Origin of the sequence: Occultella kanbiaonis, assembly GCF_009708215.1 — a bacterium.
Taxonomy (GTDB): Bacteria; Actinomycetota; Actinomycetes; order Actinomycetales; family Beutenbergiaceae; genus Occultella; species Occultella kanbiaonis.
In genome coordinates this window covers 2,681,133-2,698,172 of sequence record NZ_CP046175.1, presented here as the reverse complement: position 1 = coordinate 2,698,172, position 17,040 = coordinate 2,681,133, and the positions used below count along the sequence as shown (strand labels likewise).

The window sequence follows — 17,040 nt, the reverse complement described above, 5'->3', positions numbered from 1 at the left end:
ACCGTAGACCACCCCATGGGCGCCGCGAGCCGTCCGCTAGTTCGCTGGCCGCAGCTCCGGCTGAAGGCTCGCCGCGTGCGCCTCCAGCAGCTCGTCCGTCATCGCCCGGATCTGGGTCAGCGTGCACTGAGCGCTGGTCAGTGGGTCGAGGGCGACCGCGTGGTGCACGTGCTCCACGTCGCCGGTTAGCGCGGCCCTCACGGCGAGAGTTTGGGTGTTGATGTTCGTACGGTTCAGGGCGGCTAGTTGGGGCGGCAGCTCGCCCTGCGCCGTCGGCTGGACGCCGCCCGCATCCACCAGGCAGGGCACCTCGACGCACGCGTCCGCGGGCAGGTTCGTGATCAGGGCGCCGGCGTTGGGCACATTCCCGTAGACCACGCTCGGCACGCCGGTGACCATCGAGTTCACGATGGACGCGCCGTACTCGACCGACGGCGCCAGATCCTCCTTGAGCCTGGACAGCTGTTCGTCGATGTCGCCGGGCTCGTCGTGGGCGGCGCAGATCTCGTAGTAGTCCCAGCGCTGCGGGATGTAGGAGAGCACCAGGTCCGGGCTCTTCCGGAAGTAGGGCAGGTACTCGGAGGCGTGGTGGCTCGACTCGGTCTGGAAGTAGCCGAAGGAGTCCATGATCGTGGTGCGGACCTGCTCGTTGCCACCCTCGTAGGTGCTCGCCTCCTCGGCGGCGCCGGAGTGGTCGCCGTCGTCGACGGCCAGCCCCTCGGCGGCCCGGCCGGGCAGGTGCTTGGCCAGCATGGTCTCGCGCAGCCGCGGGTAGAGGTCCTCGGCACCGCGCCGGTACTCCAGGATCCAGGCCTGGTGGTTGATGCCGGCGCACCGGTAGGAGACCTCCTCGTACGGGACGCCGAGGGTGCGGGCGAGCATCCGGGTGGTGCCCTGCACGCTGTGGCACAGCCCGACGGTGCGCAGACCCTGCGCGTTCAGGTACGCCGTCGCCATGGCCATCGGGTTCGCGTAGTTGATGAACTGCGCGTCCGGGCAGAGCTCACGCGCGTCGGCAGCGATCGCGGCGTAGGCCGGGACCGAGCGCAGGAACCGGAACACCCCGCCGGGGCCGACGGTGTCCCCCACGGTCTGGTCGACCCCGTACCGGCGCGGGATCTCGACGTCGTGCCGGTAGGCCTCCACTCCGCCCACCTGGAACGTGATGATCACGAAGTCGGCGCCGTCCAGCGCCTCCCGCCGGTCCGTCGTGGGTGCCACGTCCACGTCGAAACCGTGGTGGGCGACCAGGTCGCGGGCAGCCCCGGCGACCCGGTCGAGCCGGTCGGCGTCGATGTCCATGAGGCACAGCCGGGCGCCGCGCAGGGCCGGGAAGCTGAGCAGGTCCCCGATGAGCCGGAACGGGAACACGAAGCCCCCGGCGCCGATGATGGTGATCTTGGGGGTCGCCGTCGAAGTCGTCATGACCATCACGGTAGGTCCGAGCCATCCGGCAGTACCTCCGCGAAGGGCACCAGTCCTTCCGGAATCCTTCGCTAGCCTGCTCGGATGGAAGACTCCGCAGTCGAGACGATGCAGCCCGGCATCTGGACCCATCTGGGGCCGGCCCCGGTGATGGCACGCCCGCACCGCCACGACGACGTGGAGCTGAACCTCGTCATGTCCGGACGGCTCGACTACCTCTTCGGCGGCGCCCCGGTCAGCGTGAGCGCCGGGCAGATCGCCCTGTTCTGGGCCGCGACGCCGCACCACCTGACCCCGGCGGGCACCGAGACGCTCGGCGGCTGGGTCCATCTGCCGCTGGGTACCGCGCTCGGCTGGTCGCTGCCTGCCCAGGACCTCGCCACCCTGCTGCGCCCGAGTCCGGTGATCGTGGACGCCGCGACGGTCTCCGGCGACGCCCGTGGACTCTTCGCCTCCTGGCACGCGGAACTGCTCGAGGCGGACGCCACCATCGCGCTGCTCGAGGTGCAGGCCCTGGTGCGCCGGCTGCTGCGCGCCGGGTGCGCCGCCCCGGAAGCCCCCGACGGCGGCGCTCACCCCGGGCGGGCGCGTGCCGCCGTCGACATGGCGCGGTTCATCGCCGAGCATTTCCGCGAGCCGATCGCGCCCGCCGACGTCGCGCGCGCCGCGCATCTGAACGCGACGTATGCGATGACGCTGTTCCGGCGGTCGGTGGGCACCACCATCGGCACCTACCTGAGCCGGTGCCGTGTCGCCGAGGCGCAGCGGTTGCTGATCAGCACCACGATGACGACGGCGGACGTCGCCCACGCATCCGGGTTCAGTTCGCAGAGCGCATTCTATGAGCAGTTCACCCGCATCTGCGGGCGAGCGCCGGGCGGCTACCGGCAGGCGGTCCGGGCCGGGGCACCCGGATAGGCACGGCACCGGGTATCAAAATTCCATGGACCGCCTCCTCCACGAGCACGTAGAACTGACTGTCCCCAATCTCTCAAGGACGACCGGCGATCGGGGGATCACCGCACGGACCGGAAGGGTTCCCCGATGCACGACGTACGCTCCCTCGGCACGATCCTCGGGGTCTGGGCACACCCGGACGACGAGGGGTTCCTGTCCGCCGGCCTGATGGCGGCCGCCCGGGATGCCGGTCAGCGGGTCGTGGTGGTCACCGCGACCCTCGGGGAGCACGGGACCACGGACCCCACCCGCTGGCCGCCCGACCGGCTCGGCCGGGTCCGTGCACTCGAGCTGGCCGCCTCGCTTGCCGCGGTCGGAGTGACGGAGCACAGGCACCTGGGTCACCCCGACGGCAGCCTGGCCCGCCAGCACCAGTTGCAGGCGATCGACCAGCTCGCCGGGATCGTCGAGCAGGTGCAGCCGGACACCATCGTGACGTTCGGGCCGGACGGGCTCACCGGACACGAGGACCATCAGACCGTCTCCGCGTGGGCGAGCACGGCGCGCGCGGCGTCGGCGCCGCGGGCCCGGCTCCTGTTCGCGACCACCACGGAATCATTCGTGCGCCGCTGGGCGCACGTGCACGAGCGGCTCGACGTGTTCCTTGCCGACGGGCTGCCGCTGCGCACCCCCGACGCCGACGTCGCGCTGGCCCTGAACCTGAGCGGCGTGGACGCCGACCGCAAGCTCGTCGCGCTGCGGGCGCATGCCTCCCAGACGGCAGGCATGCTCGCCGCGATCGGTGCGGACACGCTGCGCGAATGGTGGTCGGTCGAGACATTCCTTGACGCCGACCGCACACCGCTCCCCCAGCGCCGTGGCGCGGATGCGGGCGCTGCCGCAGGAACGGCCTGGGGCACCTGGCAACTCGTCGGCTGAACCACGTCCCGAGCCGCGGTCGGCGGATGAGTGGTCATCGACCGGTCGAGGGCACCCGGTCGCCCGTGCGCGCTCAGCCGAGGTCGCCCGGGTCCACTCGCACCAGGCCGGGAACAGCGTCGAAGTCGGGATTGCTCGACAGCAGACGTGCGATCCCGTTCACAGTGGCCGTAGCGGCGTGCACCGCGTCGCGACCGCGAAGTGACGTACGTGAGACAAGGTCCAGCGCCCGTGCGAGGACGGCGGCGTCGAACGGGTGCAGGACACACAGATCGGCAACAGCCCGGGCTTGCCGAACCGCTGCCTCACGCTGGGTTCGGCGCATCCGGTGATGTAGTAGCTCCTGGACCATCTCCACGCTTGCGTGCAACTCCACCTCCCCCTCAGCGGCGAGCTCGACGATCCGACGGCATGCGTCTCGTCGCTCATGCGCCAGCCCGAGCGCGTACGCGAACACGGCGGTGTCGACCAGGTAGGTGTCAGGCACTGTCGCGGACGTCCGGGTCGTCCTCGAGGGCAGCCTTGGATTCGGCCCAGTCCGGCTCCCGACCGGTCCCCCCGGTGTCGAACTCGGCCACCAGCCGACGGCCGGCCTCGGCGCGGATGCCCGCCCCCGACGCGAAATGCGAGTCGATCGCGTCTCGGACGATCGACGCCACGGAGCGACCGCTGGCCGTCGCCTCGCGCTCCAGCCGCGCATACCGGTCCTCATCGAGCAGGATCTGCATCCGGCGCTCCAATCGCGGCATGCACATACATTAGCATGTGCATGTCAGGGCCCCGGGAGTGCGTCGGTAGCATCCCGGGCATGCTGCGCGACGCCCGCGATCCCCTGACCGAACCCGAGCAGGTGCGGATCGACGCCGTCCTCACCGGTGCCGCGAAAGCCGACGGCGGGCTCGTCGGGGTCTACGGCCAGGGCTCGCGGTTCACGGGCCTCGCCACGGGTTCGGACCTCGACCTCGTGCTCGTCTGGGACGCCACGCTTCCGGCCAGGCCACTGCTGGCCGACGCCACGCGGCACGTCGTCGACCCGGAGCACCACCTGGAGGTCCGGCGCGACGGCGCGGACGGTATCGACGTCGACCTCGTGCACACCACCCTGGGTCGGCTCGAGGAGACGGCCGACCGGGTCGAGTCCGGGGAGGGCTGGAACACTTCGGACTGGCCCGACCCGCTCTACACGGTCGCCGGACTCGCACGGTCCACCCTGCTCCACGACCCCTGGGGAACGGTCGCGGAACTACGTCGCCGCGTCCGGGTCCCGACCGCCGGGTTCCGCGGCGCGGTCGACACGGCGTTCCGCAACACCGCCCCAGCCTTCCTCGCGGAGCTCGAGAACGCGGACCGGAACGGCAATCACTGGCTCTCGCACAAGCTGCAGACCGACCTCATGCGACTCGCGTACGTTCAGCTCTTCGCACGGTCCGGCCACTACGCACCCTTCCCGAAACACCTGCCCGCCTGGTTCCGACGCCTCGAGATCGACCGGGACGTTCGTGACGCGGAGCGAGCCGTCTGGGAGAGCGGCGAACGGCTGACCGCCATGACGCGACTCGTCGAGCTCCTCAGCGCCCCGTGACGGCCGGTTCGCGCCGCGCGCCTTGGTCGCGACGCACCGGCATGAGACTCTCCACTGTGATGAACGGAAACGCCTCCAGCGAGTGCTCTCATGAATGATCCGGTCGACCTCCGGGATGTCGACGTCCGGATCGTCGCGGCGCTGCTCGCGCATCCGCGCGCTCGGGTGGGCGCCCTCGCCGAGGCCGCGGGCACCAGCGCGCCCACCGTCTCCCGACGCCTGGCGTCCCTGCTCGGACCGGTGGTGCGGGTGGTCGGTGTGATCGATCAGCAACGAGCGGACGCCGGGTTCGCGGTGTTCCTGCGGCTGCGGTGCGTACCGGGCGCGAGCGCGGACGTGGCCCGCGCCGTCTCCGAGTGGCCCGAGTCCGGCTACGTCTCCGTGATCGGTGGCGAACTCGACTGCGCGGCGCAGCTGCATGTGCGCTCGACCCGGCATCTGCTCGAGATCACGAGCGAACGGCTCAGGGGCGTCCGCGGGGTGATCGGGAGCTCGACGTCGAAGATCATCCGCCGGTTCTCCACTCCGCACGGCTGGACCGGCGCGGTGCTCCCCGAACGCTCGATCGCGGCCCTTCGCTCGGGACGTCTGGACCACTGGTCGGAGGACCGCCCCCGGGAGAACTACCGGATGGACGAGCTCGACCACGCCGTGGCTGCCGAGCTCGCCGAGCACGGCCGCCGCAGCTGGCGGGAGGTGGCGAGCCCGCTCGGGATCCAGCCGGCGACGGCGCGGCGGCGCGCCGAGGCGATGATGACGGCGGGGCTGCTCCGGCTGCGCACCGTGGTCCAGCCCGAGGTGCTCGGTCAGCCGGTGGTCGCATTCATCTGGCTGCGGGTGGCACCATCGCGGCTGGAGTCGGTGGGGCGTGCGGTGGCCGCGCACCCGAACGTGCTCAACATCGCCGCGACGACCGGTCACACGAACCTGTGCGGGGAGGTGGCGCTCGCCTCCGACGATGCCCTCTACCGCTTCATCACCGAGGACGTCGGTCAGTTCCCCGGCGTGGCAGCGGTGGACGTCTCGGACGGCCTCGACGTCATCAAACGGGCCTCGCACGTGTTCGAGCCGGTCCAGCCGTAGTCGACCTGCACCGAGCTCGCCGACCTCACCCCCCGGCGACGGTTCTGTTCACTCAAGCCAGTCACAACAACTCGTTCGGTCATCTGGTTGTCGATTCATGCCTGTCCGCGTCCACGTGGGTATGTTCTCGCGAAACCCACGCACGGAACGGAGACACAGTGACGCCCACCCGGACTCGCGGCGGTCCCGTCATCGACGGCACCGGTGCGCCGGCCCGCCGCGCCGTCACGAAACGAGAGGCCGCCTGAACATGGGCAACCACGAGCCGACGACGATCACCAAGCGGACCCTCACCGAGGGTCTGCCGCAACCGGCCGGGCCGTACAGCCACGTGGCCACGGTCGGTGATCTCGTCATCACCGCCGGCTTCGGCCCGCAGGACCCCGTCACCGGCGAGATCCCCGAGAGCGTCGCCGCCCAGACCGACGCGGTGCTGCGGAACGTCGCCACCGCGTTGGGTGCCGTGGGCGCCGACCTCGACGACGTGCTGAAGGCGACCGTGCACCTGGCCGACGTGCACCGCGACTTCGCCGAGTTCAACGCCGCCTACGCCGCCCACTTCGAGGCGCCCTACCCGGTGCGTACCACCGTGGGCAGCGTCCTGCCCGGCATCCTCGTGGAGATCGACGTGGTCGCCCGACGCGGCGGGGCCCTGCGATGACCCAGGCACCGACGCCCGCCCGACGACCCGAGCCCGCGTCCGCCGTCGCCGGCACCGAGGCACTGCTGCGCCGCCTCATCGGTGCCGGCACGGACATCGAAGCCGCCGTCGACATCAGCACGTGCGAGCCCGACGGCGATCGGCAGGCCTTCGCCTACCAGGCCACCGGCGGCCGGCTGCAACTGCGTGGCAGCGACCCGGGCGCGCTCGTCAGCGGGTTCTACCACTACGCCAAGAACCACGGCGGCGCCCAGTTCACCTGGGACGAGCACACCCTCGACCTGCCGGCGCCGCTGCCGGACGCGCCGCCGACCCGGCGCACCACCGACCTCACGACCCGGTACTACCTGAACTTCGTGACGTTCTCCTACTCCGCGGCCTATTGGGGCTGGGAGCGGTGGGAACGCGAGATCGACTGGATGGCCCTGCACGGGATCAACCTGCCGCTGATGGTCCTCGGCCACGAGGCCGTGCTGCTGCGGGCGTTCACCGATCTCGGCCTCGACCCCGCGGACGCGGCAGCCTGGATCGGCGGCTCCGCGCACTTCGCTTGGACCTGGATGGGTGGGACGAACTCCTGGGGCGGTCCGCTGCCGAAGGACTGGGTCGCCGGGCACCTCGACCTCGCCCGCCGGGTCCTGGACCGACAGCGCGAACTCGGGATGACGCCGGTGCTGCCCGCGTTCGCCGGGCACGTCCCGCCCCAGCTCGCCCCGGACGGCACGCCCACGATCGAGTGGCAGGGCTGGCGCACCCACCTGCTGCCCGCCGACTCGGCCGACTTCGCACGCGTCGCCGCGGCGGTCATGACCGCCCAGCGTGAGCTGCTCGGCACCGACCACCACTACGCCGTCGACCCGTTCATCGAGTCCGTGCCGCCGTCGGGCGACCCGGCCTACCTGCGGTCGATGGCGCAGGGCATCTATGCCGGCATCACCGAGTCCGACCCGGACGCCGTGTGGGTGCTGCAGGGGTGGCCGTTCCACTACCAGCGCGGCTTCTGGACCGACGAGCGCGCCCGGGCGTTCCTGGACGCGGTACCCGCGAGGCGGTTGCTCCTGCTGGACCTGTGGGCCGAGCACGCGCCGATGTGGGAGCGCACCGACGCAATGTTCGGGCGCCGGTGGCTGTGGTGTGCCGTGCACAACTTCGGCGGCCGGTTCGCCCTGTTCGGCGACCTGGACGGCCTGCGTGACGGGCTCGGCCGGGCCCGCCACTCCTCCGACCGGGGCCGCCTCGAGGGCACCGGGCTGACCATGGAGGCGATCGAGAACAACGCCGTGTTCTACGAACTCCTCACGGACCTGGTCTGGGAGCCGGAACCGGAGCAGGACTGGCTCGCTCGCTTCGCCCGCACCCGGTACCGCACCGATGATCCCGCCGCGGCCGGCGCCTGGGAGATCCTCGCCCGGACCCTGTACGCACCCGGGCGGACGCGGTCCATCCCGTCGCCGATCATCGCCCGCCCGTGGGGTCCGGAGGCGCCGTTCGCGACGCAGCGCCTGGCCGGTGAGTTCGTCGACACCAGCGCACCCGAGCGCCAGTCCGCGAACATCGACGCCGAGAACGACCCGCGGGTGCTCGGCGATCTCACCGACCTGGCCGAGGCGGCGCACCTGCTGATCGGTCTGCACCCGGACACCCCGGCGAGCGGCCCGCTCGGGCGGGACGTCGTGGACGTCGTCGGGCACATCGTGGCCCAGCACGCGCGGCTGCCGATCCGGGCGATCCTGGCCGCCGCCGCCCGCGGCGACGCCGACGGCGTCCGGCGCGCGATGACGGACCTGCGCGCGCACATCCTCACCCTCGACGAACTCGCCGACCAGCTGCCCGGCTCGCGGCTGGCGACCTGGACCGCGGACGCCCGGGCCTGGGGCGCCGACCCTGCCGAGGCCGACGTGCTGGAGCGGGACGCCCGCACGCTGCTCACCGTGTGGGGCCGCCAGGACAGCGGCCTGCACGACTACTCCGGCCGGCACTGGTCCGGGCTGCTCGCCGGGTTTTACCTGCCCCGGTGGCAGCTCTGGGCGGACTGGCTCGCCGACGCGAGCGAACGGCCCGACGGCGCAGGTTCCGCCGACGTGGCGGCGTTGCGGCAGGCGGTCGTGGCCCACGAGGAGGCCTGGCGCACCGCGACCACGCCCGGCACCCCGGTGCCGGCCGACCGGCCGGCGCTGCCGGCTCTGGCCCGGGACGCCCTCGCGAGGTTCCCTGCCCCACCCGCGGCGAGCACCGCCGTCGCCCCCGCGATCGACCCGACCCGAGAAGCAACCCCCACATCCCCCGAGAAGAAGGAGTAACCGATGTCCATCACGAGAAGGTCATCAGCGATCACGATCGCAGCCACCGCGGCGCTCGCCGTCCTGCTCGCCGGCTGTTCCGGCGACTCCGACGACGGCGGCACCGGAGGCGGTGAGGGCACCGACGGCGAGTACAACGACATCGTCTTCTGGACGCCGCAGGTCACCCCGTCCCGGCTGGCTGCGCAGGAGCAGATCGCCGCGGACTTCGAAGCCGAGACCGGCATCGGCGTCGAGGTCGTGCCGCTGGGCGGCGCGGACCAGAACCAGGCGCTGGTCACCGGCGCCGCCTCCGGCGACGTACCCGACGTCATCCTGCACGGCGCGGACCAGACCGCCGCGTGGGTCGCCCAGGGGCTCCTCGACACCGAGGTCACCGCCGCAGCGATGGAGGCCCTCGACCCGTCGACGTTCAACGAGAACGCTCTGAACCAGGTCACGCTCGACGGTGAGGTCGCGTCCGTGCCCTCCGACGGCTGGGTGCACCTGATCGTCTACCGCCAGGACCTCTTCGACGCGGCCGGCGTCGAGGTGCCGACGAACCTGGCCGAGCTCGCCGAGGCGGCCACCGCCCTCAGCGAGACCGGGGTCACCGGCATCGCGCTCGGCACCCAGTCCGGTACGCCGTCGTCGACGGAGGCGGTCAACTCGATCCTGCCGACGAACGGCTGCGAGCTCGTGGTCTCCGGCGAGGTCACCATCGACTCACCGGAATGCGTCGAAGGTCTCGAGCACTTCCTCGAACTGCGCGACTCCAGCGTCTCCGGTGACCTGGACGTGCCCGCAGCGCAGGCCGCCTACCTCGCCGGCGACGCGGCGATGCTGCTGTTCTCGACCCACATCTTCGACGAGCTCGCCGGCCTGTCCCCCGACGTGCCGGTCACCTGCGCGGAGTGCGTCGACAACCCGAACTTCCTCGCCGAGAACTCCGGGTTCATCACCGTCCTCGACGAGGCGAACCCGAACCAGTACGGCACGGTCCTCGGCTACGGCGTGCCGGTCGGCGCGAACTCCACCGAGGCGCAGATGTTCATCGAGTACGTGATGAGCACCGGCTACGTGGACACCCTGGCCACCGCGACCGAGGGCCGGCTGCCGCTGCGTCTGGGCACCCCGGAGAACCCGAGCGAGTTCATCGACGCCTGGGGCGGGCTGCCGATCGGCCCGGCACCCGAGGAGGGCGTCTCCATCGCCTCGATCTACGGGGAGGAGATCGTCACCGACATCAACGCCGGCATGGAATCCGTGTACCGCTGGGGCTTCGGCACCGAGGACGCCGAACTGGCCGGTGCCGCGTTCACGCAGGGCACGCTGGCCAGCAACCTGGATGCGCTGTACGGTGGCACGCCGGCCGCCGACGTCGCCGCCACCATGGCCGAACAGGTGACCGCCCTCCAGGCAGAGCTCGGCTGACATCTTGACGTCATCGACACGGCGGTTCTCCCCCTGGGCGCGGATGACCCGCGCCCAGCGGGAGAATCTCAACGGACACCTGCTCACCGCGCCGACGCTGCTGGTCATCCTCGCGATCGTGATCGTGCCGTTCCTGGCAGTGATCGTGTTCGCGTTCGCCGACCTGCGGCTCGTCGACATCCCCTACATGAACCTGGGGAACATCGAGTGGACGCTGGACAACATCATCGGCGCGATGGAGTCCAAGGCGTTCTGGGGCGCCCTCGGCACCACCATCGCGTACGCGACGCTGACCACCCTCGGCGCGATCGTCTGTGGCCTGGTGATCGCGCTCGCCATCCGCCGCCCGTTCCGCGGGCGCGGCGTGGTCCGGGCGCTGCTGCTGGTGCCGTACGTGCTGCCGGTCATCGCGGCCGCCACGATCTGGCGGACCATGCTGAACCCGCAGTACGGACTCATCAACGCGTTCGGGCTCGAGTTCCTCGGCTGGGACCGGCCGATCGGCTTCCTCAACACGAGTACCTACGAGGTGTTCGGCGTGAGCATCCCGCTGACCCTGCTCACCGTGGTCGCCTTCGAGGTCTGGAAGACCACGCCGCTGACGTTCCTGTTCATCACGGCACGGCTGCAGTCGATCCCGGGGGACATCGAGGAGGCGGCCGCGCTGGACGGGGCGTCGTCCCGGAAGATCCTCACCCAGATCGTCGGCCCACAGCTGCGGGCCGTGGTGCTCCTGCTGATCCTGCTTCGGTTCATCTGGTCGTTCCAGAGCTTCAACGACATCTACCTGCTCACCGGCGGCGCCGGGGGCACCCAGGTGATGGCGGTGAAGGTCTACACCGAGCTGATCACGCGGGCCGACATCGGCAGCGCCGCCTCCTACGGGTTGCTGATGTCGGTGATCCTCGCGGTGCTCCTGGTGTTCTACGTGCTGCTGAGCAGAAGGAAGGAGACGCTGTGAGCAAGGCGATGAGGGCGCCACTGCCCGAGCGGACCCTGCGTGTGGTCGTGATCGTGGTCGCCCTGGTGCTGGCCCTCGGCCCGGTGCTGTACGGCATGGTGTTGGCGATCCGGCCGTTCTCGGCGGTCCTGAACGCGCCGTTGGACCTGTTCCCGAGCCCGAGCGAATGGGACTTCTCCGCCTTCGGCACCGCGATCCGGGACGAGGCGGACGGCGGGTTCGGACTCGGCCGGTTCATCCGCAACTCGCTGCTCCTCGCGCTCGGCACCGTGGTGGCGTCGCTCGCCGTGAGCGTGCTCGGCGCCTACGCCGCGGCCCGGCTGCGGTACAAGGGCCGAGGCGTCGTGAACGGGATCATCCTGTCCGTCTACCTGCTGCCCGGCATCGTGCTGGCCGTGCCGCTGTTCGTGATGCTCAGCCGCGTCGGCCTGACCGGCAACCTCGCCGGGCTGCTGATCGTGTACGTCTCGACCACGGTCCCGGTGGCGATCTACATGGTGCGCAACTACTTCATCGCGCTGCCGGAGAGCGTCGAGGAGGCCGCCATCATCGACGGCTGCTCGCTGCCGGTCATGCTCTGGCGGGTCGTGCTGCCGATCGCGGCGCCCGGGGTCGCGGCCACCGCGATCTACGTGTTCATGATCGCCTGGAACGAGTACCTGTTCGCGCTGCTGTTCCTGGTCCAGAAGCGCGAGCTGTGGACGGCACCGCTGGGGCTGTCCCAGCTGACCGAGATCAGCGTCCCGGTGACCGTGCTGCTGGCCGGCTCGATCATCGTCACGGTGCCGGTCGTGGTGCTGTTCTTCATCTTCCAGCGGTTCCTGGTCTCCGGGCTGACGACGGGGGCCGAGAAGTGAACAGGCCGTTGCGCCTGGGGGTGCTCGGTGCGGGCGCCCGTGGGCAGGAGGCATACGGGCGCTGGATGCTCGAGCACCCGGACCGGGTCGAACTGGCGGCCGTTGCCGACGTCCGCGAGGACCGGGCGCTGCGGTTCGCGGAGGCCGCGGGCTCCCACCCGCCGGTGTTCAGCGACTGGCGCGACCTCGTGGCCCGCCTGCCCGAACTCGACCTGGACGCGGCCGTGGTGGCACTGCCGGACCAGCTGCACGTGGACCCTGCGATCGCGCTGGCCGACGCCGGCGTGCCGATGCTGCTGGAGAAGCCCGCGGCGCCCACCTCGGCCGAGCTCGAACGACTCGCCGCGCACTGCGCGCGCACCGGTGCTCGGGTGGCCGTGGGGCACGTGCTGCGGTTCACCCCGTTCTGGCGGACGATCTCAGAACTCATCGGTTCGCCCGTGTTCGGGCAGATGCTCACCCTGGAACTGCGGGAGAACATCGGCTTCTGGCACTTCGGGCACTCCTACGTGCGGGGCAATTGGCGCCAGGTCGCCACGTCCAGCCCGATGGTGCTCGCGAAGACCTGCCACGACCTCGACCTGATCCGATGGCTGGCCGGGCGGCCGCCGAGCACCGTGTACAGCGTCGGCTCGCTCACGCACTTCCGCGCCGAGAACGCCCCCGACGGCGCACCCGAGTTCTGCATCGACGGTTGCCCGGCTGCGGCGGACTGCCCGTTCAACGCCCCGCGCTACTACCTGGAGGCGCTGGCGGACACGCATGGCGTACCCGTGACGCTGCTGACGGAGGACACGACACCGGAGGGACGCCGTCGGGCCCTGCACGTCAGCGACTACGGACGGTGCGTGTACCGCTCCGGCAACGACGTGGTCGACCACCAGCAGACGACGATGACGTTCGCCGGTGGGCTCACGGCGAACCTCACCGCATCGGCGTTCACCGGGCGCAACACCCGCGACATCGCCATCACCGGCAGCCACGGCCAGCTCGTCGGGAACATGGAGACGGGCCGGATCGAGCTCGACCTGTTCGCACCGACGGCCGCGGCGCCGGACCTGAGTGCCGGCATTGTCACCGGGCGGCACACGCGGGCACCGATGGGCCACGGGGTGTGGTCGATCGAGGCCCGGCCAGAGGGCGCGGACGCCGACGACCACCGCGGCCACGCCGGCGGCGACGACGGCCTGATGGAGGCGTTCGTGGCCGCCCTCGAGCGGGACGAGCTCGGACGTGACCCGGTGCTCTCCCTGGACACGGCGATGGACAGTCACCGGATGGCGTTCGCCGCGGAATCCTCGCGGCTGCTCGGCCGGCCCGTGGAGTTCACCGGCGCCGCCGGCGCGGCGCCGGGACCGGCGGGCGCGGCGATCGGATCGACGGGCGCGGCGTGAGCGTCACCGAGCAGTCGTCGTGAGCCGATGCGCCGAGCCGGTCAGTACCCGGATCCGCCGTCGTCGGAGGTTCCGGGCTCCAGCCGGGTGCCGTCCACGGTGGCCGCGTGCCAGGTGAACGTGACCCCGTCGAACGTGTCCGTGACGCCCTCGCCGGTGGTCTCGCCGCCCGAGGTGTCGAGGGCGAACGTGTACAGCGGGCGGTCGTCGAGGGTCACCTGGGCCCGGCCGTCCTGGGCCACCAGGGTGCCCAGCGTTCCGGCGAGGTCGGCGGGCCCGGTCGGCGTCCCGCCTTCGGGGACGGTCAGCGGGATCCAGACCGCGGTGCACTCCGCACCGATGCACAGCGCCTCGCCCTGCTCCTGCTCGCTGACGTACAGCGTGCGCCCGTCCGCGTCGGTGAGCAGGCTCGCGCCGGATGCCTCCTCGACGAGCACCGTCGTGGCGCCGGGATCCGCCGTGCCGTCCGGTTCCCGGGTCGGCTGACCGCCACCGTACCCGCCACCCCCGCCGCCGCTCCCGCCTCCGCCGCATCCGGCCAGGACGGCGGCGAGCGTGGCGACCAGCGCCACGCGCGGCAGCCATTCAGATCTGGTGTGAGTGATCGTGGACATGGCGAACCTCCAGGTCGAACGTGGGGCCACGCGGCCCTCACTTAGAACGACGAGCCAACCCGGCCCGGGGTTCAACGCCCGGATCGGTTTCCGGGATCGAGGTACGCGCACACCCTCCGGAAGTTCCGATCCACGGTTGCCACGGCGTCCAGGGTCAGTCGCTCACCGGTCAGGGCGGGGAACTCGCCCCGCATCCGCTCCACGTGGGGCCAGTCGATCTCGTGCCAGCCCGGGATGCCTCTGACGCGACCCTCCACCCTCGACCGGTGGACCGCGGTGTCGCTGCAGACACACTCGACGATCCGGAGCTCGGCCCCGTGCGCGATCGCGGTGGACCGCCACTCGTCGACGACGGCCTCCGTGACCAGGCAGTCGAGTACGGCGCTCTGACCGAGGAGCAGCTGCCGCGTCATCAGACCGCCGAGCAGGCTGTGGTACATCCGCGAGTACGCGTCGCGATCGAGTTGCGCGAGTTGGGCCGCGGCCGGTTTGAGCGACCCCATGAGCCAGTCACCGGAGAACGCCGGCGCGCCGAGCTGAATGGCGGTCCGATCGGCCATCGTCGACTTGCCGGTTCCCGGCAGGCCCGTGAAGACGACGACCGGCTGGTCCGGTGGGCCGGGCTGCGACGTCATGGTCCGACCGTAGTCAGTCCCACCGGCGGCGTGCTCGTCGGCGACGAGCACCCGCGGTGGTTAGTGCTGCAGTTCGGCGATCTCCGCCTCGAACCGGGTCCGCAGCCGCGCCTTCTCGTCGGCGGGCAGCCAGCACGCATCGACACCCGCGAGGGCCATCGACGTCAGCTTCTCGCTCGAGACCCCGACCTGATCGGCGAGGATCCGGTACTCGGTGGCCAGGGTCGTCGGGAACAGCCCGGGGTCGTCCGAGGCAGGCACCAGGTTCAGCCCGGCGTCGAGCATGGCGCGGATCGAGGCTCGTCGCCACGGCCGCCAGGACCGGCGCGAGGTGGTGGATGCCACGGTGAACGCGATGCCCTCGTCCCGCATCCGGGCCACCACGGCATCGTCCTCGAGGACGAAGTACCCGTGGTCCAGCCGGTCGCAGCCGAGCACGTCAAGGCAGGTCACGGCGTTCCGGGCGGCCGGCACGTGCTCGGACGTGTGCGCGGTCCGCTTCAGACCGGCCTGCCCGGCCAACGCGTAGGCCTCGGCGAACCGCTCCGGCGGGCCCGCCGTCTCCAGGTTGTCCAGGCCGATGCCGGCGACGTACGGGTGCGGACTCGCCACCACCGTCCGGATCCACTCGAGGGCCTGCTCCCCCGTGCCGGACCGGTCGATCGCGGCGAGCATCCGTCCGGTCATGCCGAAGTCCCGCTCGGCCATCCGGATGCCCTCGGCGTACGCCTCGACGGTTCCGGCGTATCCCAGCGACGCCAGATGCTCCGGCACCATGTCGAAGGAGAACTCCAGGTGCCGGGTGTTGCTGCGCCGGTGCGCGTCCTCGAACGCCTCGTACACGACCCTGGTCAGGTCATCGGCGTCCCGCAGCACGTCCCGGATCCAGGTCGAGACCTGGAACAGCGAGTACGAGACCTCCGGCTCGTCCGGACTCGGGCCCTGGGGCATCGGGATCCGGGTGTTCCGGTACAGGTCCGGGTCCGGCGGCCGCGAGTTGATGTCGGCGAACACCCGCTCGGCCGGGGCAGGCAGCTCGAGACCCTCCCGGCGGGCCAGCTCCGCGAACGTGGCGGAGCGGACCGTGCCGAGCAGGTGGCAGTGCAGGTCGACCTTGGGCAGGGCGTCGAGGTAGGCGGCGTGCGGCACGAGGGCGTCAGCCACCGACGACCTCACGCGCGAACCGCTCGACCCACTCGTTGCGGTTCGGCACGATCTCGTTCGGGTCGAGCGTCTCGTAACCGGCCGCCGTCGGGTCCAGCGCGACGTCACCGACCACGGCGGTCAGCTCCTCCGGGATCTCCACGGACAGGTTGACGGGCAGGTCACCGACCAGCGCGGCGGACGCCGTCTGCGCCTCGGCGGAGAGCAGGTAGTCGATGAACTGGTGCGCGCCGTCGAGGTTCGGGGCGCCGGTGGGGATCATGGCGCGGTTGGTGGCCATGTACCGAACCTCGGCGGGCGGCGCCCAGCCGATCGGCTCCCCCGCCGCGATCAGGTCGGTGGCGAACCCGTTCAGGGCCGCCCCGGCCACGATCTCGCCCTGGGTCAGCAGGTTCGTCAGCTCGGTCGTGGAGCTGTAGAACTGCAGGATGTTCGGCGCCCAGCCGGCCATCGTCGCGAACGCCGTGTCGACGTCGAAGGGACCGTCGCCGTAGGTCGACGCCACGCCCGAGACGGTGAGCTGGCCCGCCGTCACCGCGATGTCCGGCAACGCGAGGCGGCCGGCGTAGTCGGTGTTCGCGTACAGCTCCCAGTCCGCGGCCTCGTCGGCGCTGAGCTCGTCGGTGTCGTACATGGTGCCGTTGAGCTGGTAGCTGTACGCCGGCCCGGAATAGGCGTCCTCGACGGCGAACGGAGCGATCTCCTGCAGGTTCGGGACCGCCTCGGCGTCGACCTGCTGGAACAGGCCCTCGGCGTCCGCGATCGCCGCGTACGTGTCCGAGATCAGCATGACGTCCACGCCACCGTCGCCCTGATCCAGCTGGAGCTGGGAGAGCCGGTCGGCGTTGGAGCCCGTGTCGAGGACCACCTCGATGCCGGTGGCCTCGGTGAACGGGTCCACCACCGCCTCGGTGAACTCCTCGACCCCGAACGGGAAAGTGCTCACGACGATGCTCTGCGCATCACCGTCGCCACCGCCACCATCGTCGGATCCGCCGGAGCAGCCCGCCAGGACGAGCGCGGCGGCGGTCAGGCCGGTGGTGGCGAGCAGGGTGCGGCGCCGCAGCGCCGGAGACTTCGGGTTCATGGTTGCCTCTCGTGGTGGGGATGGTCGA

17 protein-coding genes are annotated in these 17,040 nt (G+C 71.2%); 10 read left to right on the top strand and 7 right to left on the bottom strand.

The features are described 5' to 3' along the window. Window positions 1-36: 36 nt before the first annotated feature. Window positions 37-1,425: an alpha-galactosidase gene (melA, locus tag GKS42_RS12465; RefSeq protein ID WP_154794112.1), complete on the bottom strand. Its 1,389-nt coding sequence runs from the start codon at window positions 1,423-1,425 to the stop codon at window positions 37-39. An 84-nt stretch (window positions 1,426-1,509) separates the two neighbouring features. On the opposite strand from melA, the gene GKS42_RS12460 reads away from it, so the two are divergent. Together GKS42_RS12460 and GKS42_RS12455 are read left to right on the top strand one after the other, a co-directional pair. Then, on the top strand, window positions 1,510-2,343 hold the full coding sequence (locus tag GKS42_RS12460; protein ID WP_154794111.1) for a helix-turn-helix domain-containing protein: 834 nt from the start codon (window positions 1,510-1,512) through the stop codon (window positions 2,341-2,343). Between the two features lie 126 nt (window positions 2,344-2,469). Continuing rightward, on the top strand, window positions 2,470-3,261 hold the full coding sequence (locus tag GKS42_RS12455; protein WP_154794110.1) for a PIG-L deacetylase family protein: 792 nt from the start codon (window positions 2,470-2,472) through the stop codon (window positions 3,259-3,261). A 73-nt stretch (window positions 3,262-3,334) separates the two neighbouring features. Here the strand turns inward: GKS42_RS12455 and GKS42_RS26015 are convergent, their stop codons facing one another. Further along, on the bottom strand, window positions 3,335-3,748 hold the full coding sequence (locus tag GKS42_RS26015; protein WP_168217827.1) for a type II toxin-antitoxin system VapC family toxin: 414 nt from the start codon (window positions 3,746-3,748) through the stop codon (window positions 3,335-3,337). Beyond that, window positions 3,741-4,010 (bottom strand): ribbon-helix-helix domain-containing protein, encoded by a 270-nt coding sequence (locus tag GKS42_RS26010; protein WP_168217826.1) that lies wholly within the window; start codon window positions 4,008-4,010, stop codon window positions 3,741-3,743. Before GKS42_RS26010 ends, GKS42_RS26015 begins: the two co-directional genes overlap by 8 nt. A 59-nt stretch (window positions 4,011-4,069) precedes the next feature. Between GKS42_RS26010 and GKS42_RS12445 the strand changes: the two genes are divergently transcribed. The 8 genes from GKS42_RS12445 to GKS42_RS12410 all read left to right on the top strand — a co-directional run bounded on the left by GKS42_RS12445 (window position 4,070) and on the right by GKS42_RS12410 (window position 13,512). Continuing rightward, complete coding sequence (locus GKS42_RS12445; protein ID WP_154794108.1) at window positions 4,070-4,843, top strand: hypothetical protein; 774 nt, start codon at window positions 4,070-4,072, stop codon at window positions 4,841-4,843. 90 nt (window positions 4,844-4,933) lie between these two features. Beyond that, on the top strand, window positions 4,934-5,926 hold the full coding sequence (locus GKS42_RS12440; RefSeq protein ID WP_154794107.1) for an Lrp/AsnC family transcriptional regulator: 993 nt from the start codon (window positions 4,934-4,936) through the stop codon (window positions 5,924-5,926). A gap of 250 nt (window positions 5,927-6,176) precedes the next feature. After that, window positions 6,177-6,587, top strand: coding sequence for a RidA family protein (locus GKS42_RS12435; protein WP_154794106.1), 411 nt, complete (start codon window positions 6,177-6,179; stop codon window positions 6,585-6,587). Next, window positions 6,584-8,887 (top strand): alpha-N-acetylglucosaminidase, encoded by a 2,304-nt coding sequence (locus tag GKS42_RS12430; RefSeq protein ID WP_154794105.1) that lies wholly within the window; start codon window positions 6,584-6,586, stop codon window positions 8,885-8,887. Before GKS42_RS12435 ends, GKS42_RS12430 begins: the two co-directional genes overlap by 4 nt. Before the next feature lie 3 nt (window positions 8,888-8,890). Continuing rightward, window positions 8,891-10,300 (top strand): ABC transporter substrate-binding protein, encoded by a 1,410-nt coding sequence (locus tag GKS42_RS12425; RefSeq protein WP_154794104.1) that lies wholly within the window; start codon window positions 8,891-8,893, stop codon window positions 10,298-10,300. 4 nt (window positions 10,301-10,304) lie between these two features. Then, window positions 10,305-11,261, top strand: a complete 957-nt coding sequence (locus tag GKS42_RS12420; RefSeq protein WP_232848037.1) for a carbohydrate ABC transporter permease — start codon at window positions 10,305-10,307, stop codon at window positions 11,259-11,261. Then, window positions 11,258-12,118, top strand: coding sequence for a carbohydrate ABC transporter permease (locus GKS42_RS12415; RefSeq protein ID WP_232848036.1), 861 nt, complete (start codon window positions 11,258-11,260; stop codon window positions 12,116-12,118). Before GKS42_RS12420 ends, GKS42_RS12415 begins: the two co-directional genes overlap by 4 nt. Then, window positions 12,115-13,512, top strand: coding sequence for a Gfo/Idh/MocA family protein (locus GKS42_RS12410; protein ID WP_154794103.1), 1,398 nt, complete (start codon window positions 12,115-12,117; stop codon window positions 13,510-13,512). Before GKS42_RS12415 ends, GKS42_RS12410 begins: the two co-directional genes overlap by 4 nt. Before the next feature lie 41 nt (window positions 13,513-13,553). Here GKS42_RS12410 and GKS42_RS12405 read toward each other — a convergent pair whose 3' ends face one another. The 4 genes from GKS42_RS12405 to GKS42_RS12390 all read right to left on the bottom strand — a co-directional run bounded on the left by GKS42_RS12405 (window position 13,554) and on the right by GKS42_RS12390 (window position 17,012). Further along, entirely contained in the window at window positions 13,554-14,126 is a 573-nt protein-coding gene (locus tag GKS42_RS12405) for a COG4315 family predicted lipoprotein (RefSeq protein WP_154794102.1), read from the bottom strand. Window positions 14,127-14,197: 71 nt separating this feature from the next. Next, a complete protein-coding gene (locus GKS42_RS12400; RefSeq protein ID WP_154794101.1) occupies window positions 14,198-14,761 on the bottom strand; it encodes a P-loop nucleotide/nucleoside kinase family protein in 564 nt (187 codons plus the stop codon). Window positions 14,762-14,821: 60 nt separating this feature from the next. Further along, window positions 14,822-15,925 (bottom strand): adenosine deaminase family protein, encoded by a 1,104-nt coding sequence (locus GKS42_RS12395; protein WP_232848035.1) that lies wholly within the window; start codon window positions 15,923-15,925, stop codon window positions 14,822-14,824. Then, complete coding sequence (locus tag GKS42_RS12390; RefSeq protein ID WP_154794100.1) at window positions 15,918-17,012, bottom strand: extracellular solute-binding protein; 1,095 nt, start codon at window positions 17,010-17,012, stop codon at window positions 15,918-15,920. The genes GKS42_RS12395 and GKS42_RS12390 overlap by 8 nt, the downstream gene beginning before the upstream one ends. Window positions 17,013-17,040: the final 28 nt, after the last annotated feature.